Origin of the sequence: Streptococcus sp. 27098_8_99 (assembly GCF_041431935.1) — a bacterium.
Taxonomy (GTDB): domain Bacteria; phylum Bacillota; class Bacilli; order Lactobacillales; family Streptococcaceae; genus Streptococcus; species Streptococcus parasanguinis_D.
In genome coordinates this window covers 1-25,606 of the sequence record NZ_JAPVYQ010000014.1, presented here as the reverse complement: position 1 = coordinate 25,606, position 25,606 = coordinate 1, and the positions used below count along the sequence as shown (strand labels likewise).

24 protein-coding genes are annotated in these 25,606 nt (G+C 43.2%); 19 read left to right on the top strand and 5 right to left on the bottom strand.

Going from position 1 to position 25,606, the window contains the following annotated elements; translation table 11 throughout:
- Positions 1-86: 86 nt before the first annotated feature.
- Positions 87-2,030 carry a threonine--tRNA ligase gene (gene thrS, locus O3605_RS08315; protein WP_368385633.1) on the top strand — a complete coding sequence of 648 codons (1,944 nt, stop codon included), beginning with the start codon at positions 87-89 and terminating at the stop codon, positions 2,028-2,030.
- 211 nt (positions 2,031-2,241) lie between these two features.
- Here the strand turns inward: thrS and O3605_RS08310 are convergent, their stop codons facing one another.
- Entirely contained in the window at positions 2,242-3,291 is a 1,050-nt protein-coding gene (locus tag O3605_RS08310; protein WP_371585857.1) for a DUF389 domain-containing protein, read from the bottom strand.
- An 883-nt stretch (positions 3,292-4,174) separates the two neighbouring features.
- On the opposite strand from O3605_RS08310, the gene vicR reads away from it, so the two are divergent.
- From vicR to ftsY, 10 genes are all read left to right on the top strand, one after another.
- Positions 4,175-4,876, top strand: coding sequence for a cell wall metabolism response regulator VicR (gene vicR / locus O3605_RS08305; protein ID WP_003008151.1), 702 nt, complete (start codon positions 4,175-4,177; stop codon positions 4,874-4,876).
- Complete coding sequence (gene vicK, locus O3605_RS08300) at positions 4,869-6,221, top strand: cell wall metabolism sensor histidine kinase VicK (protein ID WP_371585855.1); 1,353 nt, start codon at positions 4,869-4,871, stop codon at positions 6,219-6,221. Before vicR ends, vicK begins: the two co-directional genes overlap by 8 nt.
- Positions 6,222-6,228: 7 nt before the next feature.
- Positions 6,229-7,038 carry an exodeoxyribonuclease WalJ gene (gene walJ, locus O3605_RS08295; RefSeq protein ID WP_023918725.1) on the top strand — a complete coding sequence of 270 codons (810 nt, stop codon included), beginning with the start codon at positions 6,229-6,231 and terminating at the stop codon, positions 7,036-7,038.
- 142 nt (positions 7,039-7,180) lie between these two features.
- Positions 7,181-7,726: a putative periplasmic lipoprotein gene (locus tag O3605_RS08290; RefSeq protein ID WP_003008145.1), complete on the top strand. Its 546-nt coding sequence runs from the start codon at positions 7,181-7,183 to the stop codon at positions 7,724-7,726.
- A gap of 33 nt (positions 7,727-7,759) precedes the next feature.
- The gene (locus tag O3605_RS08285) at positions 7,760-8,146 is read left to right on the top strand and encodes a YbaN family protein (RefSeq protein ID WP_003008142.1); all 387 of its coding nucleotides are present in this window, start codon (positions 7,760-7,762) and stop codon (positions 8,144-8,146) included.
- Between the two features lie 99 nt (positions 8,147-8,245).
- Complete coding sequence (gene rnc / locus O3605_RS08280; RefSeq protein ID WP_049472092.1) at positions 8,246-8,947, top strand: ribonuclease III; 702 nt, start codon at positions 8,246-8,248, stop codon at positions 8,945-8,947.
- Positions 8,938-12,474, top strand: a complete 3,537-nt coding sequence (gene smc / locus O3605_RS08275; RefSeq protein WP_371585853.1) for a chromosome segregation protein SMC — start codon at positions 8,938-8,940, stop codon at positions 12,472-12,474. The genes rnc and smc overlap by 10 nt, the downstream gene beginning before the upstream one ends.
- Complete coding sequence (locus O3605_RS08270) at positions 12,464-13,270, top strand: Cof-type HAD-IIB family hydrolase (protein ID WP_371585851.1); 807 nt, start codon at positions 12,464-12,466, stop codon at positions 13,268-13,270. Before smc ends, O3605_RS08270 begins: the two co-directional genes overlap by 11 nt.
- Positions 13,267-14,088 carry a Cof-type HAD-IIB family hydrolase gene (locus O3605_RS08265; RefSeq protein ID WP_070661815.1) on the top strand — a complete coding sequence of 274 codons (822 nt, stop codon included), beginning with the start codon at positions 13,267-13,269 and terminating at the stop codon, positions 14,086-14,088. The genes O3605_RS08270 and O3605_RS08265 overlap by 4 nt, the downstream gene beginning before the upstream one ends.
- Positions 14,089-15,747 carry a signal recognition particle-docking protein FtsY gene (ftsY, locus tag O3605_RS08260; RefSeq protein ID WP_371585849.1) on the top strand — a complete coding sequence of 553 codons (1,659 nt, stop codon included), beginning with the start codon at positions 14,089-14,091 and terminating at the stop codon, positions 15,745-15,747.
- A gap of 91 nt (positions 15,748-15,838) precedes the next feature.
- On the opposite strand, the gene zwf is transcribed toward ftsY, so the two are convergent.
- The 4 genes from zwf to O3605_RS08240 form a co-directional block, all read right to left on the bottom strand.
- Positions 15,839-17,305, bottom strand: coding sequence for a glucose-6-phosphate dehydrogenase (gene zwf, locus O3605_RS08255; protein ID WP_070466312.1), 1,467 nt, complete (start codon positions 17,303-17,305; stop codon positions 15,839-15,841).
- Between the two features lie 204 nt (positions 17,306-17,509).
- Positions 17,510-18,325 carry a TIGR03943 family putative permease subunit gene (locus tag O3605_RS08250; RefSeq protein WP_049499476.1) on the bottom strand — a complete coding sequence of 272 codons (816 nt, stop codon included), beginning with the start codon at positions 18,323-18,325 and terminating at the stop codon, positions 17,510-17,512.
- Positions 18,322-19,227, bottom strand: coding sequence for a permease (locus O3605_RS08245; RefSeq protein WP_227197899.1), 906 nt, complete (start codon positions 19,225-19,227; stop codon positions 18,322-18,324). The genes O3605_RS08250 and O3605_RS08245 overlap by 4 nt, the downstream gene beginning before the upstream one ends.
- The gene (locus O3605_RS08240) at positions 19,227-19,376 is read right to left on the bottom strand and encodes an SPJ_0845 family protein (RefSeq protein ID WP_003005705.1); all 150 of its coding nucleotides are present in this window, start codon (positions 19,374-19,376) and stop codon (positions 19,227-19,229) included. Before O3605_RS08240 ends, O3605_RS08245 begins: the two co-directional genes overlap by 1 nt.
- 148 nt (positions 19,377-19,524) lie before the next feature.
- On the opposite strand from O3605_RS08240, the gene O3605_RS08235 reads away from it, so the two are divergent.
- The 8 genes from O3605_RS08235 to O3605_RS08200 form a co-directional block, all read left to right on the top strand.
- Positions 19,525-21,681, top strand: coding sequence for a Tex family protein (locus O3605_RS08235; RefSeq protein ID WP_371585848.1), 2,157 nt, complete (start codon positions 19,525-19,527; stop codon positions 21,679-21,681).
- Positions 21,668-22,123 carry a SprT family protein gene (locus tag O3605_RS08230; protein WP_003005459.1) on the top strand — a complete coding sequence of 152 codons (456 nt, stop codon included), beginning with the start codon at positions 21,668-21,670 and terminating at the stop codon, positions 22,121-22,123. The genes O3605_RS08235 and O3605_RS08230 overlap by 14 nt, the downstream gene beginning before the upstream one ends.
- Before the next feature lie 74 nt (positions 22,124-22,197).
- Entirely contained in the window at positions 22,198-22,479 is a 282-nt protein-coding gene (locus O3605_RS08225; protein WP_049483707.1) for a PspC domain-containing protein, read from the top strand.
- A gap of 12 nt (positions 22,480-22,491) precedes the next feature.
- A complete protein-coding gene (locus tag O3605_RS08220) occupies positions 22,492-22,866 on the top strand; it encodes a hypothetical protein (protein WP_371585846.1) in 375 nt (124 codons plus the stop codon).
- Between the two features lie 171 nt (positions 22,867-23,037).
- The gene (hprK, locus tag O3605_RS08215; RefSeq protein WP_371585844.1) at positions 23,038-23,970 is read left to right on the top strand and encodes an HPr(Ser) kinase/phosphatase; all 933 of its coding nucleotides are present in this window, start codon (positions 23,038-23,040) and stop codon (positions 23,968-23,970) included.
- Positions 23,967-24,749, top strand: a complete 783-nt coding sequence (lgt, locus tag O3605_RS08210; protein ID WP_371585842.1) for a prolipoprotein diacylglyceryl transferase — start codon at positions 23,967-23,969, stop codon at positions 24,747-24,749. The genes hprK and lgt overlap by 4 nt, the downstream gene beginning before the upstream one ends.
- Positions 24,750-24,752: 3 nt before the next feature.
- Positions 24,753-25,136 (top strand): DUF948 domain-containing protein, encoded by a 384-nt coding sequence (locus O3605_RS08205; RefSeq protein WP_371585840.1) that lies wholly within the window; start codon positions 24,753-24,755, stop codon positions 25,134-25,136.
- Positions 25,137-25,150: 14 nt separating this feature from the next.
- A partial coding sequence (locus tag O3605_RS08200) for a YtxH domain-containing protein (RefSeq protein WP_371585839.1) occupies positions 25,151-25,606 on the top strand: 456 nt, incomplete at its 3' end.

Genomic DNA, 25,606 nt, shown 5'->3' with positions numbered 1-25,606 from the left:
TGAAGACATCAAAAGGAGTGACGATTCCAATGTTCAAAGACACCTCCCACCCATTTAGCTACTAAAAACTTTATAAGGAGAAAATCATGATTAAGATTACTTTCCCAGATGGCGCTGTTCGTGAATTCGAATCTGGCGTTACTACTTTTGAAATTGCCCAATCTATCAGCAATTCTTTGGCTAAAAAAGCTCTTGCTGGTAAATTCAACGGCAAATTGATTGACACAACTCGTGCCATCACTGAAGATGGAAGCATTGAAATCGTGACACCTGATCACGAAGACGCTCTTCCCATCTTGCGTCACTCAGCAGCTCACTTGTTTGCCCAAGCAGCTCGTCGCCTCTTCCCAGATATCCACTTGGGTGTTGGTCCAGCGATTGAAGATGGTTTCTACTACGATACAGACAACCAAGCTGGTCAAATCTCTAACGAAGACCTTCCTCGTATCGAAGAAGAAATGAAGAAAATCGTGAAAGAAAACTTCCCATCTGTTCGTGAAGAAGTGACCAAAGATGAAGCGCGTGAAATCTTCAAAAATGATCCGTACAAATTAGAATTGATCGAAGAACATTCAGAAGACGAAGGTGGGTTGACCATCTACCGTCAAGGTGAATACGTTGACCTTTGCCGTGGACCACACGTCCCATCAACTGGTCGCATCCAAATCTTCCACCTTCTGAACGTTGCTGGTGCTTACTGGCGTGGGAATAGCGACAATGCGATGATGCAACGGATCTATGGTACTGCTTGGTTTGACAAGAAAGACTTGAAGAACTACCTTCAAATGCGTGAAGAAGCTAAGGAACGTGACCACCGTAAACTTGGTAAAGAGCTTGACCTCTTCATGATTTCTCAAGAAGTTGGTCAAGGTCTTCCATTCTGGTTGCCAAATGGTGCGACCATCCGTCGTGAGTTGGAACGCTATATCGTTGATAAAGAAGTAGCAGCAGGCTACCAACACGTCTACACTCCACCAATTGCTTCTGTAGAACTGTATAAAACTTCAGGTCACTGGGATCACTACCGTGAAGACATGTTCCCACCAATGGATATGGGGGATGGAGAAGAGTTTGTTCTTCGTCCAATGAACTGTCCTCACCACATTGAAGTCTACAAACATCATGTGCACTCTTACCGTGAATTGCCAATCCGTATCGCTGAAATCGGTATGATGCACCGTTATGAAAAATCTGGTGCTTTGACTGGTCTTCAACGTGTGCGTGAAATGTCTCTGAATGATGGTCATACTTTTGTGGCTCCAGAACAAATCGAGGAAGAATTCAAGAAGATCCTTCAATTGATCATCGATGTGTATGAAGACTTTAACTTGACAGATTACCGATTCCGCTTGTCTTACCGTGATCCTGAAGACAAACACAAATACTTTGACAACGATGAAATGTGGGAAAATGCTCAACGCATGTTGAAAGCAGCCGTTGATGATATGGGTGTTGAGTACTATGAAGCAGAAGGGGAAGCAGCCTTCTACGGACCAAAATTGGATATCCAAGTGAAAACAGCTCTTGGTAAAGAAGAAACCCTTTCTACCATCCAATTGGACTTCTTGCTTCCAGAACGCTTTGATCTTCATTACATTGGAGCAGATGGAGAAGAACACCGTCCAGTTATGATCCACCGTGGGGTTATCTCAACGATGGAACGCTTTACTGCGATCTTGATTGAAAACTACAAGGGAGCTTTCCCAACCTGGCTTGCTCCTCACCAAGTAACCCTTATCCCAGTATCGAACGAAAAACACGTGGACTATGCTTGGGAAGTGGCTAAGAAACTACGTGACCGTGGTGTTCGTGCAGATGTGGATGAACGCAATGAAAAAATGCAGTTCAAGATCCGTGCTTCACAAACTCAAAAAATTCCTTACCAATTGATTGTTGGTGACAAGGAAATGGAAGACAAGGCTGTAAACGTACGTCGTTATGGTCAAAAAGAAACAGAAACCATGTCAGTGGATGCATTTGTAGAATTGATTCTTGCAGATATTGCAAATAAATCTCGTGTTGAGAAATAAACCATTTAACCTAGAACAAAATCTCAGCTACCTAAAAAGCAACAACTGAAATAGTTGTTGCTTTTTTACATTTTGATTAAGCTGGGCTAGTAGTGATCTGTCAAACCACCACAAATAGTATCTTCATCAATAATCCTTTCTATCCATTAACTTTTGGATATAGGATATCCCCCCAAGATTTGCTTCCATGAGTTAGATAAGTTGACTATCCTCAATCCTTGTCTGCCTCATTTTCTTTTACGAGATCGTTTTGTGAATCTTTTTCAGAGAGTTTTTGATCGATATACTTGTCAATGTTTTCATAAAAATCCTTGGTCGTCTCACTATCTAATTTTGTCGAATTATGGACTTGATTGACTTTCAATTGAACAGATTCAATACCGTAAGAGGCTTGTTTTTGGCGAATGGTTTCTAATTCTTCTTCTGAAATCGGATCTCCAACAACCGTCAAGACCAATTCATTATTCCTTGACTTGTAGACTTGATTAATGACCGTATGATTAGCGAATTCTTTTCCTACAAACTGTTTGATCCCTTCTTTTCGCGCTTGATCCATCGTCAGAGTGACTGCTGAATAGCTGGCTGGAAGGACCAATAATACAATCAAGGAGATCAACCCAATTTTCATTTTAATGTTTAGCTCATTAAATGAACTTAAGGGAGATTTTCTCATCAAAATTCTTGTTCCAACAATGTTGATTAGCATGATAAAGACACAGTTGATCAAGAAAAGATAGAGAGCTCCAAATAAGAATCGTACATTTCCATTAGCTAAACCATAACCTGCAGTGCAGATAGGTGGCATCAGAGCTGTTGCAATGGCTACTCCTGGCACGATATTGTTTGCTTCTTTTTTCCTTGAACCAATGACACCTGCTATCCCACCCGCAATAGCAATGAGAACATCCCAAATGGTTGGAGAGGTTCGTGCAATCAATTCGCTACTTGCATAAGATAAGGGAGAAATCCAGAAATATAGAGTCGAGACAAGCAAACTGACCAATACTTGAGTAAATAAAACCCCTAGAGATTGCTTGATTAAACGCGTATCAAAAATAGCTAAACCAAACCCCAGTCCAATAATCGGTGTCATAAGAGGGGAAATCAGCATGGCTCCAATAATGACAGCTGTTGAATTCATATTTAGACCTATAGAGGCAATAAAAATCGAACACATCAAAATCACTGTATCTCTTAATCGAACATGAAGGTCATCATATAGTTTCTCGCGGAATTCACGTGTTGAATAGTTTCCGGACATTGGTTACTCCTTTTATTTCATATAATCTTGTTTCTGCATGGATGATGGTAGAGAGACTTCTGTCCAATCTTACATATTTTTAATTCTCACCTGTCATTCTTTTGAACATAATTTTTTAAATATCCATCAGTCCATCCTTGATATTATATCAAAAAGTTTACAGTCTTTCTCTGAAGAACTCAATCAATTTAAAAGATAGTGAAGGCAGAAATTTTTGTATCCTTATCCGAAGAAGAAAAACGATATCTCCTCTGAAAGTAGATACCGTTTTAATGTTTAAAGATGATGAGTTTGTAGCAGCAATCCTAGCTGATATCGCCAACAAATCACGTGTTGAGAAATAATGAAAAAATAAAAAGATTGAGGATAAAACAATCTAAAAACCCTTCCCTTAGGTGAGTAAGAACGTCAGCGAACTTCTATGGAGTTCCAAAACTCCCTAGAGAGGCTGGGACAAAAGTCCTAGCCTCTCAATTATCTTTGGATTGTCGAGCAATACGCAGTGGTTGAGTGGGCTCTACTACGCTGATTTCATCAGCTTTTACAGCCCTACTCAACTGTGCGGAGGTGGGACGACGAAATCGAATTCTAACGAATGACCGATTTCTGTCCCACTCTCATTTTTCTCACGACGGAAAGTTTTTAATAAATGATTTATTCATTCTAGCAAGTAGAAAATTAACTATTTTTAGAATAACTCAAGTGATTTTATCTTCTACATATCATTCGTTTTTTCTGAGACGGAGATTTTAACTTCTCGGTCTTTTTTAACCTTTCTTATTGGAAAGTCCAGCAATTGAGGCTCCACATTTCTTCATAAGTTTGATATAATAAGAAGATAGAGATTGATAAGGAAAAGTATCATTAGAAACAGGTATGTAAGATGAAAAAAATATTAGTAGTTGATGATGAAAAACCAATTTCAGATATTATCAAATTTAACATGGCAAAAGAAGGCTATGAGGTATTGACAGCCTTTGATGGTCGGGAAGCTTTAGAGGTCTTTGCGGCTGAAAATCCGGATATTATTATTCTTGATTTGATGTTGCCAGAGATTGATGGTTTGGAAGTGGCGCGTACGATTCGTAAGACTAGCAATGTGCCGATCATTGTCCTATCTGCTAAGGATACGGAATTTGATAAGGTTATCGGGCTTGAAATCGGGGCGGATGACTATGTAACCAAACCCTTCTCGAATCGGGAATTGCAAGCGCGTGTGAAAGCCTTGTTGCGTCGTTCTGAGTTTGCGGCTGATCCTCAGCTTGAAAATGAGGCCGATACGGAAATTGTCATTGGTGATCTTCACATTCTTCCAGATGCTTTCTTGGTTCAAAAAGGCAACAAAGAATTGGACTTGACCCATCGCGAATTTGAATTGCTCTATCACCTTGCGACCCATGTCGGTCAAGTGATGACCCGTGAGCACCTTCTTGAGACGGTGTGGGGCTATGATTACTTTGGTGATGTTCGGACAGTAGACGTGACGGTTCGTCGTTTGCGTGAAAAAATCGAGGACACACCGGGACGTCCAGAATATATCTTGACCCGTCGTGGTGTCGGATATTATATGAGAAACAATGATTGATCAACTAAAACAATTTGTAATGTCGTCGAACTTTGTCTTTGTTCTGATTACGGTTGGGTTTATCATTGTGGTAGCCTTGCTTTTGCTAGAAAACCGTAGGGACAATATCAAGCTCAGACAATTAAACGCCAAAATTAAGGATCTGATTGCAGGGGACTATTCCGAAGTGGTCGACATGCAAGGAAGTCCAGAACTGACGGATATGACCAATAGTATCAATGATCTGTCTGAGGTTATTCGCCTGACGCATGAAAACTTGGAACAAGAAACCAAGCGTTTGACCAGCATCCTTTCTTACATGACAGACGGGGTGCTTGCGACCAATAGACGCGGTCAGATCATCATGGTCAATGAAATGGCCGCCAAGCAATTGAATGTCAATCCAGATGAGGTGCTCAATACCAGTATTCTGGAGTTGCTTTCGATTGGAGACGAGTATGATCTGCGCAGCTTGATTACAGAAGTACCAGAGTTGACCATCGATTCCCAGGATGAAAATGGGGAATACTTAAGTCTTCGTGTGCGCTTTGCCTTGATTCGTCGCGAGTCAGGTTTTATCTCTGGTCTGGTAGCTGTCTTGCACGATACGACAGAGCAGGACAAGGAAGAGCGGGAACGTCGCCTCTTTGTCTCCAATGTGAGTCATGAATTACGGACACCTTTGACCAGTGTGAAATCCTATCTGGAAGCTCTGGACGATGGCGCTTTGTCAGAGCCAGTAGCACCAGATTTTGTCAAGGTTTCACTTAATGAAACCAACCGCATGATGCGTATGGTCACAGATCTATTAAGCTTGTCACGAATCGATAATGAAACCAGTCAGTTGGACATCGAGTTGACCAACTTTACGGCCTTTATCACCTTTATTTTAAACCGCTTTGATAAGATCAAGAGTCAATCGCAAGAAGATACCAAGAAGTATGAACTGATCCGGGAATACCCGATCACTCCGATCTGGGTGGAAATTGATACGGATAAAATGACCCAGGTGATCGACAATATCTTGAACAATGCCATCAAGTACTCACCTGATGGTGGAAAGATCAAGGTAGGGATGAAAACGACAGACGCCCAGTTGATTATCTCCATCTCAGATGAGGGCTTGGGGATTCCCAAGAAAGACTTGCCTCGCATTTTTGATCGCTTTTACCGAGTGGATAAGGCACGTAGCCGGGCCCAAGGTGGGACTGGTCTAGGCTTAGCCATTGCTAAGGAGATCGTTAAGCAACACAAAGGCTTTATTTGGGCCAAGAGTGAATATGGCAAGGGATCTACCTTTACCATTGTCTTGCCGTACGACAAAGATGCTATTAAAGACGACTGGGATACAGAAGAGGAAGAATAAGGAGTCAATGACAGAAGAGGGATTTAAGTACAGTATTTTAGCTTCAGGTTCTAGTGGGAATTCTTTCTACCTTGAGACGCCAAAGAAAAAACTGCTTATTGATGCAGGGTTATCAGGGAAAAAGATTACGGGACTATTGGCTGAAATTGATCGCAAACCAGAAGACTTAGATGCCATTTTGATTACGCACGAACACTCAGACCATATTCATGGTGTGGGTGTTTTAGCGCGGAAATATGGCATGGATCTATATGCTAATGAAGCAACTTGGAAGGCTATGGAAGGCACCAAGTATCTAGGGAAAGTCGATGATGCTCAAAAGCACATCTTTGAAATGGGGAAGACCAAGACATTTGGCGATATCGATATCGAAAGTTTTGGGGTCAGTCACGATGCTGCTGCACCTCAATTCTATCGCTTTATGAAGGATGGCAAGAGCTTCGTCATGCTGACGGATACGGGCTATGTGAGTGATCGCTTGGCAGGTATCGTCGCGGATGCGGATGGCTATTTGATTGAGTCCAACCATGATGTAGAGATCCTTCGAGCAGGTTCTTATGCTTGGCGCTTGAAGCAGCGGATCTTGTCTGATTTAGGCCACCTTTCTAACGAAGATGGTGCGGATGCCATGATCCGAACCTTGGGGAATCGCACCAAGAAGATTTATCTGGGACATTTGTCAAAAGAGAACAATATCAAAGAATTGGCCCATATGACCATGGAGAATCAACTGGCTCGAGCAGATCTAGCTGTTGGCCATGATTTTGAGGTGTTAGATACCTCGCCAGATACCGCGACCCCTTTGACGAAGATATAAGATGGAAAACCACCTGCAGGTGGTTTTTTATATGTCTATTTGAGGAAATCTATATCTAGTAATGAATTTGCTCTTTACAAAAAATTCGTGTATGATAGGAAAGAATGAATTCTGAGTGAGAGTCACGAGAGTAGAATAATAAATGAAAAAAATGATGTTATTACTGGCTAGTTTGGTTGCTTTAACAGCTTGTAGTCAGTCTAAGCAAGATACGAAAGAGTCGACTTCCAATCAAACGACGAAGGAAACAAAAGTATCAGAGTCTTCTAAAGAAGAAAAAGGTTTGAAATTTGTAGTAGCACCTCAGTATGAAGGTAAAAAATCTGAGCTAATTGAGTTAGGAAAAAAATTGGTCAAGGACCATCCTGAACTCGGAAGTGAAGGTAATATGGCGCTCTACTTCACGGGAGCTATTTCTGAAGGAAGAGCAGCGCTCATGTTGGTCAATAAGACAGATATGGATATCAAGAAAGATTTGAATTTTTCAATTTCTTGGTCTTATGATGGAAAGACTATTTTTGATAATCAAAAGGTAAGTTATTTCATCACGGATAGCGGCGAATTACCTTCTCATACAGCAACTTTGATATTGTTGCCACTGAATGAGGAACAATTGGGAATTGTAGATGGAATGTCAGATCCATCTAAGATGAAGCTTCAAATGTCAGATGTGAACGCTGTAGAGTGATTACGAAAAAAGAATCATACAAAGGAGAAGTAAATGCGCCTTGTTTATCTTACGATTGGTTTTGTGTCTTTGGGATTAGGAATTATTGGGATTCCATTACCGATTTTACCGACGACTCCCTTTTTATTGCTATCGATGGCCTGCTTTGCTAAAAGTTCCAAACGCTTTGAAGAGTGGCTCTACCAAACCAAGCTTTATCAAACCTATGTAGCGGATTACCGAGAGACCAAATCGATTGCCAAAGAACGGAAGAAATGGATCCTTCTTCAGATCTACATTCTGATGGGGATTTCGATCTTTCTGGCACCGATTATTTGGGTGAAGCTTGCTCTAGGGGCTTTGACGATTTTTATCACCTATTATCTCTTAAAAGTGATCCCTAATAAGCCTGAAAATCCAACAGAAGAAAATCCTGATTAAAAATGGAGAATTCAGGCCCTAAAACTAGGAAAAGAAGTGCGTTCGTGCTTCTTTTTTGGTATACTTAAGAGTATGAATTTATTAGAAAGTAGGCTTCCCATGGAGAAATTACAAGCCCTGTTATCGGAACGGTTTCAGATCGTTTTTTCAGATAGCAGTTTATTAGATACAGCTTTTACGCACACCTCTTATGCCAATGAGCACCGCCTCTTAAAAATTTCACATAACGAACGTTTGGAATTTTTAGGAGACGCTGTTCTTCAATTAGTTATTTCCGAATATTTGTATAAGGAACACCCCAACAGACCGGAGGGAGATTTGTCCAAATTCCGTTCTATGATTGTCCGTGAAGAAAGTCTGGCTGGTTTTTCTCGAGATTGCCAATTTGACCATTTCATCAAACTAGGCAAGGGCGAAGAAAAATCTGGTGGTCGGGACCGCGATACGATTCTTGGCGATTTATTTGAAGCCTTTTTAGGTGCTCTTTTACTGGATCAAGGAGTGGAAGCAGTCAAACGCTTCATCTACCAGGTCATGATTCCAAAGGTTGAAACGGGTCAATTTTCTCAAGTCATTGACTACAAGACCCGCCTGCAAGAACTGTTACAGGTTCACGGAGATGTGGAGATCCAGTACCAAGTGGTTAGCGAGTCCGGTCCAGCTCATGCCAAAGAGTTTGAAGTAGAAGTGTTCGTGAACGGTCAAACGATGGGACATGGTCATGGTCGTTCCAAGAAATTAGCGGAGCAGGAAGCAGCCCGCAATGCAGTTGAAACGAGGAATGATTCCCCATGTATCTAAAAGAGATTGAAATCCAAGGCTTTAAATCCTTTGCGGATAAGACAAAAGTCGTATTTGACAAAGGGGTCACTGCCGTTGTAGGGCCTAATGGATCTGGAAAATCAAATATCACGGAGAGCTTGCGCTGGGCCCTGGGGGAATCCAGTGTCAAGAGTCTACGTGGGGGCAAGATGCCCGATGTCATTTTTGCAGGGACAGAATCGCGAAAACCGCTGAATTATGCCTGTGTCACAGTTGTCTTAGATAACCAAGATGGTTTTATCCAACAGGCAGGGAAAGAAATTCGTGTCGAACGGCATATTTATCGCTCGGGAGACAGCGAGTACAAGATCGATGGTAAGAAAGTACGTCTCAGAGATGTGCATGATTTGTTTATGGATACGGGATTGGGACGGGATTCTTTCTCGATTATCTCCCAAGGTCGGGTAGAGGAGATCTTTAACTCCAAACCGGAAGAACGCCGGGCAATCTTTGAAGAAGCTGCAGGTGTCTTGAAATTTAAGACGCGGCGCAAGGAAACCGAAACCAAACTCAACCAAACCCAGGAGAATTTGGACCGTCTGGAGGATATCCTCTATGAATTAGAAGGACAAATCCAACCTCTTGAAAAGCAAGCGACTGTCGCTCGCCGTTTCTTGGAATTAGACCAAGAACGGCAGGTTCTCTTGCTGGATGTTTTAGTTGCTCAAGTCGATTTGACAAAGGACCTTTATGAAAAGGCTGATCAAGAAGAAAAAGCCATTCAAGAACAGTTGGCTTCTTATTACCAACGTCGTCAGGTCTTAGAAGAAGATAATGTACGTATCAAGAAAGCCCGCCATCAGTTGGATGAAAGCTTAGCTGAGGACCAGGCCAGCTTACTTGAGGTCACTCGTTTGATCAGTGATTTGGAAAAGCAAATCGAAGTAGCTAAGTTGCAATCGAGTCAAGCAGCCCATAGTCGCAGGGAAAATCTTGAGCGGCTGGATGCTGTTTTGGCACGTCTGGAAGAAGCGAAACAAGAGCTGGCGCAAAAACAAGAGACGCTAGCTGTGCTCCAACAAAGACTGACAGAGAACCGTCAGCAACAAGAAGAGTTGGAAAAAGAATTAGCCAACTACGAAGAAGATCCGGAACAAGTCATTGAGCATCTACGCGAGCAGTATGTCGCACTCTTGCAGACAGAGGCTGAAAAATCGAATGAGCGGACAGCGATTGAGAGCCGAATCCAGGCACTCCTGCAAGAATCTAGCCATCGTGAAGAGGATTTGACCAAGGCACAAACAAACTTTGAAGCTGCCAAGGAAAAAGAAGTCCGACAATTGGAAGAGTTGGATCAGGCACAAGCGACGGTCAAAGGCCTATTAGCAGAATACCAAGAGCAATTGGTAAAAGTGGAGCAGGCCAAAGCTGCCTACCAAGAGGCTCAAACGGCCATGTTTGACCTGATGGATGAGAGCAAAAACAAACGGGCGCGGATCAATAGCTTGGAAGCCATTCAGAAGAACCATAGTAACTTCTATGCAGGCGTCAAGAGCGTTTTGCAAGAAGCAGAACGGTTAGGAGGCATCTGTGGGGCTGTTAGTGAGAATTTGAGCTTCTCAAAAGACTATCAGACGGCGCTTGAAATTGCTCTGGGAGCTAGCAGCCAACAGATCATTGTCGAGGATGAAAAGGCCGCAACGCGAGCGATCGATTTCTTGAAACGCAATCGCTTGGGACGGGCAACTTTCCTTCCGCTCACGACGATCAAAGCTCGTCAACTATCTCCTCGGAATCTAGAATTGATTCAAGCCAGTGCAGGATTTCTAGGAATTGCGAGTGACTTAGTGACCTATGAGCATCGTTTTGAACAGATTTTCCAAAACTTGCTTGGAGTAACGGCCATCTTTGATACAACGGAGCATGCGCGTGAGGCAGCTCGTAAAGTCAACTATCAAGTTCGGATGGTGACCTTGGATGGGACCGAATTGCGGACCGGAGGATCGTATGCCGGTGGTGCCAATCGCTCCCAAAATACGGTCTTTGTTAAACCAGAATTGGATAGTTTGAAGCAGGAAATGCAAGCTCTGGATGCTCGTTTGAGAGAAGCAGAGCAGGAGGTAGAGACCAAGGACAATCTGCTCAAGCAGGCGCAAGAATACTTGGCTTCTATTCAAAATCAGGGTGAGCAAGCACGTCTGGAGCAACAGCGGGCCCAATTGGCCTACCAACAAAGCCAAGAGCAACTGAAAGAAATTCAGGAACTCTTAGAAGCTTTGCAGTCAGAATTGGCAACAGATGCGACCCAATCTCTCCAAGAAGAGCTGGAGTCCCTTACTGAGCAATTGGCAGAAATTGAGCTTCAAAAAGAAAACTTGAACCGCGATATTGAAACCATGAAGTCGGACAAAGATGTTCTGCAACAAAAAGTACAGAACTTGCAAGAGCAATTGGCAGAACTGCGACTTCAACAGACGGAATGGTTGAGCCAACAAAGCTATGAGCAAACAGATGCTCGTCGCTTGGAAGAAACGATCTCCCAGTTGGAAGTAGAAGAGCATCAGTTGCAATTGCTGATTGAACAAGGCGAGGCCAAAGTTCAGACAGTGGATGTGGAGCAGCTAGCCAACCAATTGACGCAGGCACAAGCCAAGAAAACGGACTTGGAACAAGGAGTCATTCGGAAACGCTTTGAGCTGGATGATTTGGAAGGACAGGCCGAAGATGTGGCAGAACAGATGGAACAAGCGCGCAAGAAAAACGAAGAGTGGATTCGTCAACAAGCCAAGGCTGAAGCGACACGTGAAAAGCATGCGGATCGTTTGAACAAGCTCTTAACGCAAATTACCGATGAATTCATGCAAAGCTTTGACCAAGCCAAAGAACAGGCCAAACCTGTTGAAAATCTTGTAGCAGCTGAAAACCAGCTCAAGAGCATCGAAAAAGATATTAAGGCACTTGGTCCAGTCAATGTGGATGCGATCGAGCAGTACGATGAGGTGAAGGGGCGCTTTGATTTCCTTTCCAGCCAGCGTGAGGATGTCTTGGCTGCGAAAAATATGCTTCTGTCTACCATCAACGACATGAATGACGAAGTCAAGGAACGCTTTAAATCAACTTTTGAAGCCATTCGTGAATCCTTTAAAGTCACTTTCCGTCAAATGTTTGGTGGGGGTTCTGCTGATTTGATTCTGACAGAGCCAGATCTTCTGACAGCTGGTGTTGAGATTTCTGTGCAGCCACCTGGTAAAAAGATCCAATCCTTAAACCTCATGAGTGGTGGAGAAAAGGCCTTGTCTGCCTTGGCCCTCTTGTTCTCGATTATTCGTGTCAAGACCATTCCATTTGTCATTTTGGATGAGGTAGAGGCTGCCCTAGATGAGGCCAATGTTAAGCGCTTTGGGGATTATCTGAACCGCTTTGATAAGGAAAGCCAATTTATTGTCGTGACGCACCGGAAGGGAACTATGTCGGCTGCAGATTCCATCTATGGGGTGACCATGCAGGAATCTGGGGTTTCTAAAATCGTCTCAGTAAAATTGAAAGACTTAGAAAATGAAGAATAATGATATTAAATTGATCGCTACGGATATGGATGGAACCTTTCTAAATGACCAACATCAGTACGATCAAGACCTTTTACGCAAGGTATTAGCAAGTTGCAAAGAAAAAGGCATCTATTTTGCTGTTGCAAGTGGCCGTGCCCTCCTTTCTCTCAAATCTCTCTTTAAAGGATTTGAGGACCAGATGATTTTCATTGCTGAAAATGGTAGTGTGGTAGAATTTCATGGAGACGATCTCTACGAAGCGACCATGTCCAAAGACTTTTATTTGGGTGTTTTTGAGGCTTTGAAATCCTCACCTTATGCAGACCCGAATAAGCTTCTTTTGACTGGGAAAAAAGGGAGCTATGTATTAGAAACAGTAGATCCCGACTATCTGGCCTTGAGTCAGCACTACAATGAAAACATTCAAAAAGTGAAAAGCCTAGCAGATATTCAGGATGAAATTTTCAAATTGACCACCAACTTTGATGCAGCTCTTGTACTTGAAGGTGAACAATGGGTCACTGAGAATATCCCAGGTGTCAAAGCGATGACGACAGGTTTTGAATCGATTGATATTGTCCTCGATTATGTCGATAAGGGAGTGGCCATTACCGCCTTAGCGGATAAACTAGGGATCTCGATGGATCAGGTGATGGCTTTCGGGGATAACTTAAATGACCTCCATATGATGCAAGTCGTGGGCCATCCTGTAGCGCCAGAAAATGCACGTCCTGAAATCTTGGCCATTGCTGAAACAGTCATCGGTCACCATGTAACTAGTTCTGTCCTACGCTACATGGAGGAAATTGTATGAGTAAGATTTCCTTGATTGCGCTGGATTTAGATGGGACCCTTCTCAATTCAGAAAAAAAGATCTCCCCTCGCAATAGAGCAGCCCTCGCTGCTGCACAGGCCCAAGGTGTCAAGGTGGTTCTAACCACTGGTCGTCCCTTGAAAGCCATGGATTTTCTTTTGGAAGAATTGGGAACAGCAGGCCTCAAAGAAGAGTATACGATTACCTTCAACGGTGGTCTAGTGCAGCGAAATAATGGAGAAATCCTCTCAAAAGTTGTCTTGGCACCAGAAGATGTCGCAACCATTCATGATGAAACAGCCCGTCTAGGACTTCCGCTGGATGCTATCAGTGAGGGAACGGTTTATGAGATTCATGCAGATCGAAAGTCTCTCTATTCCCTTTACAATCCCTACCTGAACTTTATTGAGACAGATTTTAAAGACCTGCCATCCACGATTTCCTACAACAAGTGTGTGACAGCAGTCGATCAAGACTTTTTAGATGCAACGATCAAGCAGATCAAGCCGGACTTATTTCAAGACTATGAAATTTTTAAATCTCGGGAAATGTTGCTGGAATGGTGCCCTAAAAATGTTCACAAGGCAACGGGCTTAGTAGCTCTAGCTTCTATTTTGGGTCTTGAGGCAGATCAAGTCATGGCCTGTGGAGATGAAGCCAATGACCTGTCTATGATCCAGTGGGCTGGACTGGGGGTTGCCATGGGCAATGCGATTCCAGCAGTGAAGGAAGTTGCAACGCTTGTGGCCCCTATGACCAATGACCAAGATGCCGTCGCATGGGCGATTGAAAATTATGTGCTAAAGGAGAGTGAATAAATGGGATTATTTGATCGTTTATTTGGAAAAAAAGAAGAAACTGAAAAAGTGCTTCCGTCTTCGGAAGAAGTGACGGAAAGTACTGAGGTTGAAGAAACTGTCAAAGAGGAGCCTACGGCTACCCAAAATGACAAGGAAGAGCAAAAAATCGCTGATATGGAGGCTTACTACCAAGAGCTCAAAGCGCGAATTGCAGCCACTCATCAACCTGTTTCAACCGTTGCTCAAGAAGAGCCGGCAGAGGAACCTCTTGTTGAAGAAATAGGAACTTCAGAGACTCCTGAAGTTCAAGAACCGGTAGAGGAGTCTCCAGTTGCCTTTGAACCTGCTCAAACAGAAGCAATTCCTCAAGAAGTTTCACCACTAGCTGATGACACGGAGACTGAGCCTCTTGAAGAAGTGAAAATTGAAGCGGAAGTTACTGAAGATGGTGAGGAAGCAGATGGGGCTAACGGTTCAGAAATGGAAGAAGAGTCACCAATTGCCTCTCCATCATCTGACGCTGAGCTAGTAGAAGGGAGCACGACAGAAGAGGAGTCTCCAGAACTAGTAGAAGCTCAGGATGAGGTTTCAGAACCTGAAGTATCAGAAGCGATTGCTCAAGTGGAGGAAACTTCAGAAGTGGCAGAAGCCGAGTCCAGACTTCCTCAAGGAGAACCTGCATCAACCGTTGAGGAAAGAACTGTTGAAGAGGTAGAAGAGCCAATTCCAGACGAGATTGAGCCTCAGCAAGAAACCATTCAGGAAAAATACGATCGTAGCTTGAAAAAGACAAGGACTGGATTTGGAGCACGCCTCAATGCCTTCTTTGCCAATTTCCGTTCAGTCGATGAAGAATTCTTTGAAGAATTGGAAGAACTCTTGATTATGAGTGATGTTGGAGTTCAAGTGGCCTCTAATTTAACCGAAGAGTTGCGCTATGAAGCCCGTTTGGAAAATGCCAAAAAACCAGATGCTCTCAAGCGCGTGATCATCGAAAAATTGGTGGACTTGTATGAAAAGGATGGCCAGTTTAATGAAGCCATTCGTTTTCAAGACGGTCTTACGGTCATGCTCTTTGTTGGGGTCAATGGAGTTGGTAAAACAACCTCTATCGGGAAATTAGCCCACCGCTACAAACAAGAAGGCAAGAAAGTCATGTTGGTTGCAGCAGATACTTTCCGTGCAGGAGCAGTAGCTCAACTGGCAGAATGGGGACGCCGCGTAGATGTTCCAGTTGTGACAGGTCCTGAAAAATCAGATCCTGCTAGTGTCGTCTTTGATGGAATGGAACGCGCGATCGCTGAAAACATCGATGTTCTGATGATTGATACGGCGGGGCGTCTGCAGAATAAGGACAACCTCATGGCCGAGCTGGAAAAAATCGGCCGCATTATCAAGCGTGTGGTACCTGATGCACCGCATGAAACCTTGCTGGCCCTCGATGCATCAACTGGTCAAAATGCCTTGGTGCAAGCTAAAGAATTTTCAAAAATTACGCCTGTGACAGGAATTGTATTGACCAAGATCGATGGAACAGCTCGAGGTGGGGTCGTCCTTGCGATCCGTGAAGAGTTGGACATCCCAGTGAAGTTGATTGGATTCGGAGAAAAGATTGATGACATCGGACCATTCCACTCAGAAAACTTCATGAGAGGCCTCTTGGAAGGCTTGATTTAAGAGTCAAATAGAAAAAGACAAATTGTTGGAAGAACAATTTGTCTTTTTGTTTCCTTGCGCTATCAAAAAAACCACCCGAAGGTGGCTTTCCTTAATTCTTAGGTTCAGGTTTCCAAACCCATTCGGCTCCGTATTCTGCAAGGAGATCATCGGATGCAGTTGGTCCCATGGATCCTGACTTGTATTCATAGAGCGGAGCTCCATTTTCAGCCCATAGTTTTTCAATCCGGTCAATCAATTGCCATGAAGCACGGACTTCGTGCCAGTGGCTGTAATTGGTTGAGTCATTGTTCAAAACGTCGAAAATTAATTTTTCATAAGGCTCTGGTGAAGCCCCAGTTGCGGTCGCATCTGTTTCGTAATCAAAGGAAATTGGTGCGATACTGAATGTTTCTCCGACCTCTTTTCCGTTGATGCTCAATGAGAAACCTTCATTTGGTTGGATATAAATGGTCAAGACATTTGGTTGCAAGCTATGTCCAAAGATGGAGTCGGTTTGCTTGAAGACCACATTGACCATGGTTCCTTTTTGGGTCAAGCGTTTTCCAGTACGGAAGAAGAAAGGCACCCCACGGAAGCGATCGCTATCAACAAAGAATGCACCAGAAGCATAGGTTTCTGTAGTAGATTCAGGGTCGACATTGGGCTCACTGCGATAAGAGATATCTTTTTTCCCTTCGATCGTACCTGAATGGTATTGACCACGGATAAAGAATTTCTTCAATTCGTCATCTGTTGGATTGTGCAATTGCTCAAAAACTTTAACTTTTTCTGCCCGAATCGCATCCTTAGTAAAGGTGGCTGGTTTATCCATAGCAAGCAAAGACAACAGCTGAAGGGTATGGTTTTGCACCATATCTCGAAGGGCCCCCGAGTGATCATAGTAGCCACCGCGTTCTTCAACCCCCAAGCGTTCAGCAAAGGTAATTTGGATATTGTCAATAAAATCTCGGTTCCAAAGATTATCAAAAATAAGATTTCCAAAACGAATGGCAAAGATATTTTGGATCATTTCTTTTCCAAGGTAATGGTCGATCCGGAAGATTTGTTCTTCATCAAAGGTTTCTTCCAATTCCTTGTTGAGCTGACTAGCCGTTTCTAGGTCTGTACCGAAAGGTTTTTCAACGATCAAGCGCTCAAAGCCTTGTCCATCCACAATTCCTTCGGATTTGAGGTGTTTGGCAATGGTTCCAAAAAATTGAGGAGCCATGGACAAGAAAAAGACCTTGTTGTGTTCCGTTTGGTATTTTTCATCCAAGCTATTTTGCAATTCGCGCAGGGCGATGTAATGTTCGGTATCATTGACATCATGGCTTTGGTAGTAGAAATGACTAGCGAATTCTTGAGCTTGTTGAGGGCTATCTGCCAGATCTGTGATAGATTCTACCACGACTGATTCAAAGTATTCTTTGCTCCATGGTCTGCGGGCTGTTCCGATAACCGCAAAGTTTTCAGATAGATTTCCTGATTTATAGAGTCTAAAAAGGGATGGGTAGAGTTTGCGCTTGGCTAAATCTCCACTGGCCCCGAAAATGGTTACAATAACTTTTGAAGACATTTAAGTACCTATTTCCTATTTTATTAACCATATTTTACCATAAAATCTACAAGATTTCTTTGATGGAATCGTTGTTCCGAATATTTTCCGCTTGGATTAGAGGATTAGAGAGGAAAGCATAGAAAAAGCTAGAATCAATGTGGATTCTAGCTTCAATTGCTATAAGCTGTTTGGATCGACCACCGAAGAAACTTGGTAACTCCATCAGAATACGCGGTAGACATAAGGATTATCCGGTTTCGTAATGGTCTGGCAATCGCTAATGTGGAGGACAGGCAAGCTTTGCTTAAGTTGCTTGTGGTATTCAATGGACAAGGTTCCTTTAGCATGGATCCAAGTATTGTTTTCGAAATGCTGCGGAGCCCCCGTCGTTAAGAGACCGTAGACGCCGGAATCTGCGATACAGTGGATGATCCCAAAGCGAAAGAGGAATTGGCTGTCCTTGTTATTGGGATCATTGTATACAAAACCGGTCAGCTCGATCGTCTTTCCTGCAAATTGGTCAGGATAATCATAAATCACTTCCATGACTTCCATGTAATTCTCAGTGGTCACCTGGATCACTTTTTTATCAACATATTTCTTTGCCGCCTGCTTCATTTCTGACTCATAGGCAGATTTGGTAAAATAGCTACTAGTATCTGGTTTGAGATACTGGGTTGTTGTTCCTTCGTCCTGCTGGATTTCCTTGGAAGATCCAGCCGCAACCGGGAAGTGGTAGCCTTTGGCAGAAACCGTTTGGGAATCCAGTGTCACTGTAGGGAAAAATAGCCCGACAAACAAAGGAATACAGAGCAAGAAAATACTCGCCACTTTTGCCCAGAAGCCAGAGAGATGACTGTGGATCTTCATCTGCTTGACCCAGATGATCAGCTGCACAAGAGCTAAAACAAAGGACAAGAACATGGAAATATAAGCCAAGTAAGAATAGTGTAAGTTGATGTATTGATTGAGCTTACCAGATAATTGCAAGTACATGGTGAGCTCAAAATAGCCAGCTAATATCAAGAAACGAATCATAGCACTACCCCCACAAACCAAGCATAAAGGAGCACAACTCCACTCACAATTCCGATAAATTGCCAGATAAAACGGGTCTTGAGATAATTTTTCATCATGAGGAGATTTTTGACATCAAGCATAGGCCCAATCACCAAAAAGGCAAGAACAGGCGCTACTCCAAAACTCGTCAGAAGAGAGGATCCAACAAAGGCGTCCGCCTCGCTACAAAGTGAGAGGAGAAAGGACAAGACCATGAGAAGGAGAATAGCAATAACTGGTGTCGCACTGATCGAAGTGAGGATCCGTGTTGGGACATAGACTTGGACGAGGCTGGCAAAGAGACAACCAAATACCAGGTAACGTCCCGTGTCAAAGAATTCATCAATCGCTTGCACCAAGACTTGAAAGAGCTTTTGACCTTTGCTCAAGCCCCTAAAATCATGTTCATGTACAGCCTTACGATGTTCTTTTTGGATCGAATCTGTCTGAATAAAACCAAGAAAGATCCCTAGCACCGTTGCGACCAAAAGGGAACCAAGGGCGCGGTAGAGGGCCATCTTGACAGAATTCCCAAAGGCTGAGTAGGTCGCAAAGAGAACGATGGGATTGATGACCGGTGCTGTCACCAAAAAGGGAACAGCAGTATAACTTGGGACTTTCTTTTCTAGAAAGCGATTGATAATGGGAACAATTCCACATTCACAGGAAGGAAAGATAAAGCCGATAAAGGTCCCAAAGAAGATCCGCCCAAATTTATTTTTGGGAAGAAAGCGGTAGACCCTCTCGGGGGTAATATAGACTTCAATAATCCCTGAAATGATACTTCCGATTAGGACAAAAGGTAGGGCCTCGATAATAATCGAGAGAAAAATAGCCCCAGCCTGCAAGACGCTAGAGGGAAGGTGTTGAAAGAATGTCATTACTTAGCCTTCTTTGCTTCTTTAGTGGTAGCAGTTTCTGCCTTCTTTTTCTCTTCAGGGAATTCGACTTTCTTTTCTACATCCGGAAAACTTGCAAAGTTTTCAAACATTTTATCAAGATCATCTGTTTTTGAGAATTTAATAGCCATTGTTGGGCCTCCTTTTTATTTTCTTTCATTATAACAAAAAGGAAAGAGCAAGGGGGAAATGGAGCATAAAAGGAAAGATCCATAGGGTCAAAATTATTCTATGAAAAATCCCTGAAACAGAGACCAGAACAGGCGATCTCACCCCTTGATGGCAGCAAAATATGCTATAATAGAAGCTATGGATAAATATGAAAAAATAGCCCAAGAATTGGGTGTTAGCTTAAAACAAATCGATACCGTATTGAGTCTGACCGCAGAAGGCTCAACTATTCCTTTCATTGCTCGCTATCGAAAAGATATGACGGGAAATTTAGATGAAGTAGCGATTAAGGCCATTATTGACCGGGACAAATCGTTAACGGCTCTGGCTGAACGAAAGGAAACCGTCCTTGCTAAGATTGAGGAACAGGGCAAACTGACAGAGGCGCTCAAGCAGGCTATTGAAGCTGCTGAAAAATTAGCGGATGTCGAAGAGCTCTATCTCCCTTATAAGGAAAAACGGCGGACCAAGGCGACGATTGCCCGTGAGGCAGGACTTTTCCCCTTGGCACGTCTCATTTTGCAAAATAGCCCAGACTTGGAAGCAGAGGCTCAGAAATTTACCTGTGAGGCCTTCCCAACTGAAACTGCGGCTTTAGCTGGTGCAGTGGATATTCTGGTAGAAGCTATTTCAGAGGATACCCAATTACGGGCCCTCACCTATCAAGAAATTCATGGGCATTCCCTCATGACGTCAACCTTGAAGGATGAAAACTTAGATCCTAAGAGAACCTTTGAAATTTACTATGATTTTTCTGAAAAGATCAAGAATATGCAAGGCTACCGGACTCTAGCTCTCAATCGTGGGGAAAAATTGGGCGTTCTCAAAGTTGGATTTGAGCACCAACTGGATCGGATCATTCGTATTTTTGAGGCTCGTTTTAAAACGAAAAATGCCTATGTGGATGAGGTTATTCAACAAGCGGTTAAGAAAAAAATCGTTCCTGCGATTGAACGTCGGATTCGGACAGAGTTGACGGAGGTGGCAGAAGACGGAGCCATTCAATTGTTCTCTGAGAATCTACGGAATCTATTGCTCATTCCTCCATTAAAAGGGCGCGTGGTCCTTGGATTTGACCCAGCCTTTCGGACCGGTGCTAAACTAGCCGTTGTCGATGAGACAGGAAAGATGCTTGCCACCCAGGTCATCTATCCAGTTGCTCCTGCAAAACCAGCTCAGATCGAGCAGGCTAAAAAGGAACTGTCTTCCTTGATTAAGGAGTTTGGAGTAGAAATTATTGCGATTGGAAATGGAACCGCCAGCCGTGAAAGTGAGGCCTTTGTCGCAGAGGTGCTTCATGACCATCCAGGAGTTCGCTATGTTATTGTCAATGAAAGCGGAGCATCTGTCTATTCAGCTAGTGAGTTGGCCCGTCATGAGTTTCCAGAGCTAACCGTTGAAAAACGCTCGGCCATCTCCATTGCCCGCCGCTTGCAAGATCCGCTAGCAGAATTGGTGAAAATCGATGCCAAATCTATCGGTGTCGGTCAATACCAACACGATGTCAATCAGAAAAAACTGACAGAAAGCTTGGATTTCGTGGTAGATACCGTGGTCAACCAAGTTGGGGTCAATATCAATACGGCTAGTCCCTCTCTCTTAGCGCATGTAGCAGGACTCAATAAGACCATCTCTGAAAATATTGTGAAATACCGGGAAGAAGAAGGAATGATTCTTTCACGAGCGCAAATTAAAAAAGTCCCTCGTCTCGGTGCCAAGGCTTTCGAGCAGGCGGCTGGATTCTTACGCATTCCTGAAAGTAAAAACATCTTGGATAATACCGGCGTTCACCCTGAAAGTTACAAGGAAGTTGAAAAACTTTTTCAACTTCTTGAAATTACCGACCTCGATGCATCAGCTCAGGAAAAATTAAAAGCTGTGAACATCGAGGAGATGTCTACTCAGCTGGATCTGGGACCAGAAACTCTGAAAGATATCATTGCCGATCTCCTAAAACCAGGTCGCGATTTGCGGGATTCCTTTGATGCACCTGTGCTCCGTCAGGATGTCTTGGATATTAAAGACTTGCATATTGGCCAAAAATTAGAAGGGGTTGTGCGCAATGTGGTTGACTTTGGAGCCTTTGTCGATATTGGCATTCACGAAGATGGCTTGATTCATATCTCCCATATGAGCAAGCAGTTTATCAAGCATCCAAGCCAGGTCGTCTCAGTAGGTGATTTGGTTACCGTCTGGGTGAAGAAGATTGATGTGGAACGCGAAAAAGTCAATCTCAGTTTGGTAGCTCCGAATGAATCTGACTGAGTATGTACGCCAAGTATCCCTAGAAGATTTTGGGAGAGAATTCCGTCATCGAGCAGAGTGGAATTCACGTCTTCAAACCACTGGGGGTCGTTTCTTTCCCAAGGATCGACACCTTGATTTCAACCCGAAAATATACCAAGCTTTTGGGTTAGAGGTCTTTCGCAAAATTGTCCGCCACGAGCTCTGCCATTACCATCTTTACGATCAAGGTAAAGGATATCGCCATAAAGATCTAGCCTTTAAGCAACTCCTCCAGCAAGTGGACGGTCTTCGTTTCACACCACCTCTACCAGATAGAACTGGACGAGTCAAGAGGATCTATCTCTATCAATGTCCCCATTGTGGCCAAGAGTATAGACGAAAGCGAAAAATCGATCTGAAGAAATATGCCTGCGGTCGTTGTCGCAGCCGCCTGCAATTTCTTGAAATGAGACAAGAGTAAGAATCGGTCTTTAGGCGGATCTCTTTCCAGTTCGACTCTGCTAAAATAGGTCTAACTAGAAAGAGGAAAATCAAATGACATCATCATTTTACAAATTAAAACGACATCGCCTGGTTTCAGGTGTGCTAGCTGGCTTAGCTGATAAATTTGGTCTTAGTGTAACTCTCCTACGCTTCTTGTTTATTCTTTTCACGGTTTCTCATGCCTTTATCGGTGTGATTATCTATTTATTGTTAGATACGACCTTGCCTTATAAGGACGAGGAGGAGCAGGAAATATTTGACGATGGCCCTCGACCTCGTCGAAGAAAAGAGGCTGAACCCATCCATGATCAGAATGATAGTCCGTTTTTCTAAAAGGAGATCCGAGTGAAGCAGAAGTTCTATTCCCTTGCTTTTATTCTATATCTCCTCTTCAGTTTTGTTGGACAGTTTTTCATTTTAAATCGTGTTTTTGGTGAAGGAGTTGGAACAGTTTTGATCGGAATGCTCCTTTTTCCACTGGGCATTTGGAATAGTCTCTTCTACCTCTTATTTCTTCCAACAAAAGAGGCTAGAAAGCCACAAATTTATCGATTTTCGATTTTATTTCTACCGATTTTGTATCTGGTTTTGTCCTTGCTGGGGGGAGGACCTACCACCTTTATGCTCGGCTTGATCGCATTTCCTTCAAATGCGGTGGTCTATGCGGTCTCTACCGGAATCAAATCCATGATTACAGATTTCTTGCAAGGCCAAAGCTAGATTATTCTTCATATGTCCCCATTATTTCCTAGAGGTTGGAGACCTTTGTCTTGGCCTCTTTTTGCTTGCCTTAAAAAGGAGTTGAAAATGATCTTTCAAATGACACTTCAGTCTCTCGTCTGAAGAGAAAATCTGCTATAATAGAGAGAGAATTTGAAAAGGGAGAATGATATGGCAGTTACTGTTCGCGATCTACAGGAAAAGCTTCGTCTATCGGTTGTTTATGGGGATGATAGCCTCTTAAGCAAGGAAATTACGACTGCGGACATTTCACGTCCAGGTCTTGAAATGACGGGCTATTTCGACTATTACACACCTGAGCGGATTCAGCTTGTAGGAATGAAAGAATGGTCCTACCTGGTGAAGATGAGCTCTCACAACCGTCATCAAGTCCTGCGTAAAATGTTCCAGCCAGAGACACCTGTCATCATTGTCGCACGGAATTTAGAAATTCCAGAAGAAATGTTGCGTGCTGCTGAAGAGAAGCAACTAGCCATTTTGAAGAGCAATGTTGCGACGAGCCGTTTATCTGGAGAGCTTTCTAGCTATTTGGATAGTCGCCTAGCAGAACGTACGAGTGTACACGGTGTCTTGATGGATATTTATGGGATGGGTGTCTTGATCCAAGGAGATAGCGGAATCGGAAAAAGCGAGACAGGTCTGGAACTGGTCAAGCGGGGTCACCGCCTCGTAGCAGATGACCGAGTCGATATCTATGCGAGAGATGAGATGACCCTTTGGGGAGAGCCAGCTGAAATCCTACGCCACTTACTAGAGATCCGTGGTGTCGGGATTATCGATGTCATGAGTCTCTACGGTGCGAGTGCTGTCAAGGATTCTTCACAAGTCCAAATCGCTGTTTACTTGGAAAATTATGCTAAGGATCAGATTTATGATCGTCTTGGTAATAATGCAGAGGAGTTGGAAATTGGAGGTGTGACCATTCCTCGGATTCGCATCCCTGTGAAGACCGGTCGGAACATTTCGGTCGTGATTGAAGCGGCAGCCATGAATGTTCGTGCTAAAGAAATGGGCTATGATGCCACCAAAACCTTTGAAGAACGTTTGTCTCAGCTGATCAGCCAAAATGAGGTGAAGGAATGAATCCAGTAGCCCTTCAATTAGGTCCGATCAGTATTCGTTGGTACGCAATTTGTATTGTCTCTGGCTTGATACTAGCCGTTTATCTTTCTATGAAAGAAGCACCTCGTAAGAAAATTAATCCAGATGATATCATTGATTTCATTTTGATCGCCTTTCCGCTTGCGATTGTGGGGGCTAGACTCTATTACGTTGTTTTTGAATGGGGTTACTATAGCCAGCACCTGGGTGAGATTTTTGCCATCTGGAACGGAGGAATCGCGATTTATGGTGGCCTCTTGACAGGTGCTCTTGTCCTCTATCTATTCTCTCGCAGACGCTTGATTGAGCCGATCGACTTTTTGGATATTGCGGCCCCAAGCGTCATGATTGCCCAGAGTATTGGTCGCTGGGGAAACTTCTTTAACCAGGAAGCTTATGGAGCTGCTGTTAAAAGTCTCAACTACCTGCCCTCTTTTATTCGAGATCAAATGTATATAGATGGTAGTTACCGTCAGCCAACCTTCTTATATGAATCCAGTTGGAATCTGTTAGGATTTCTCTTGATCTTGATTCTTCGTAGGAAGCCACAATTTTTGCGACAAGGTGAGATCACAGCCTTTTACCTTATCTGGTATGGTTTTGGTCGGATGATCATCGAAGGAATGCGGACGGATAGCCTGATGTTTGCGGGCTTGCGTGTTTCCCAGTGGTTATCGATGATCCTGATTTTAGTTGGACTCGCCATCATCATCTACCAACGCCGCAAACAAGCCCCTTATTATGTAGAAACAAAGGAGTAACATATGTTTATTGAAATTGCCTACGGCCTCTTAGGCCTTGCCTTAGTAGCGCTTGTCATTTATATGATTTTTTTCCTCTCAAAGATTGGAAAAGTTGTAGATGAGACGCAAAAAACGATCCAAGTTTTGACATCAGATGTCAATGTCACCTTGCATCAGACCAATGATCTATTGGCAAAGGTTAATGTTTTAACGGATGATTTGAATCAAAAAGTTGCAACGATTGCCCCACTCTTTACAGCCGTGGCGGATCTTTCCGAGTCAGTTTCAGATTTGAATGATCAAGCCCGTCAATTGAGTGTCAAAGCAGTGTCAGCTGGTGGAAAAACAGTGAAAGCCTCTATCGGATTAAAAGCGATTCAGATGGCTTCAAAATTATTTAAATAGAATCGAGGAAGAATATGGGACGTTTATCTAGTTTATTAATTGGTGTGATTTCAGGTGCTTCAGCAGCCTACTATTTATCAACAGAGCAAGGAAAGAAAGTCACTAAAAAGGTGGTGCGCTTCGTAAAAGATTATCAAGAAGATCCTCAAGAAGTACATGAATCGGTTAAACAAACGGCTAAGGATGTTTCCAAACAAGCAGCAGAAGTGATCCAACAAACCAAAGAAAAAGTTGGTTCTGGAGAAATTACGACAGGAACTGTTTTGGAGTCTGTCAAAGAAAAGACGCAAGATGTGGTTGAAAAATCTCAAGAAGTCTTTCACTCATTTAAGGATAAACTTCAAAAAGAAAATCTAAGTGGCAATGACTTGGTTCAATCCATTCGCAAACAAACAGAATCAGAAGACATCGTGCTAGACTTGGATGAAAAAGATCCTGAAGAAGCAGCTGAAGAAGAAACAAAAGAAGCA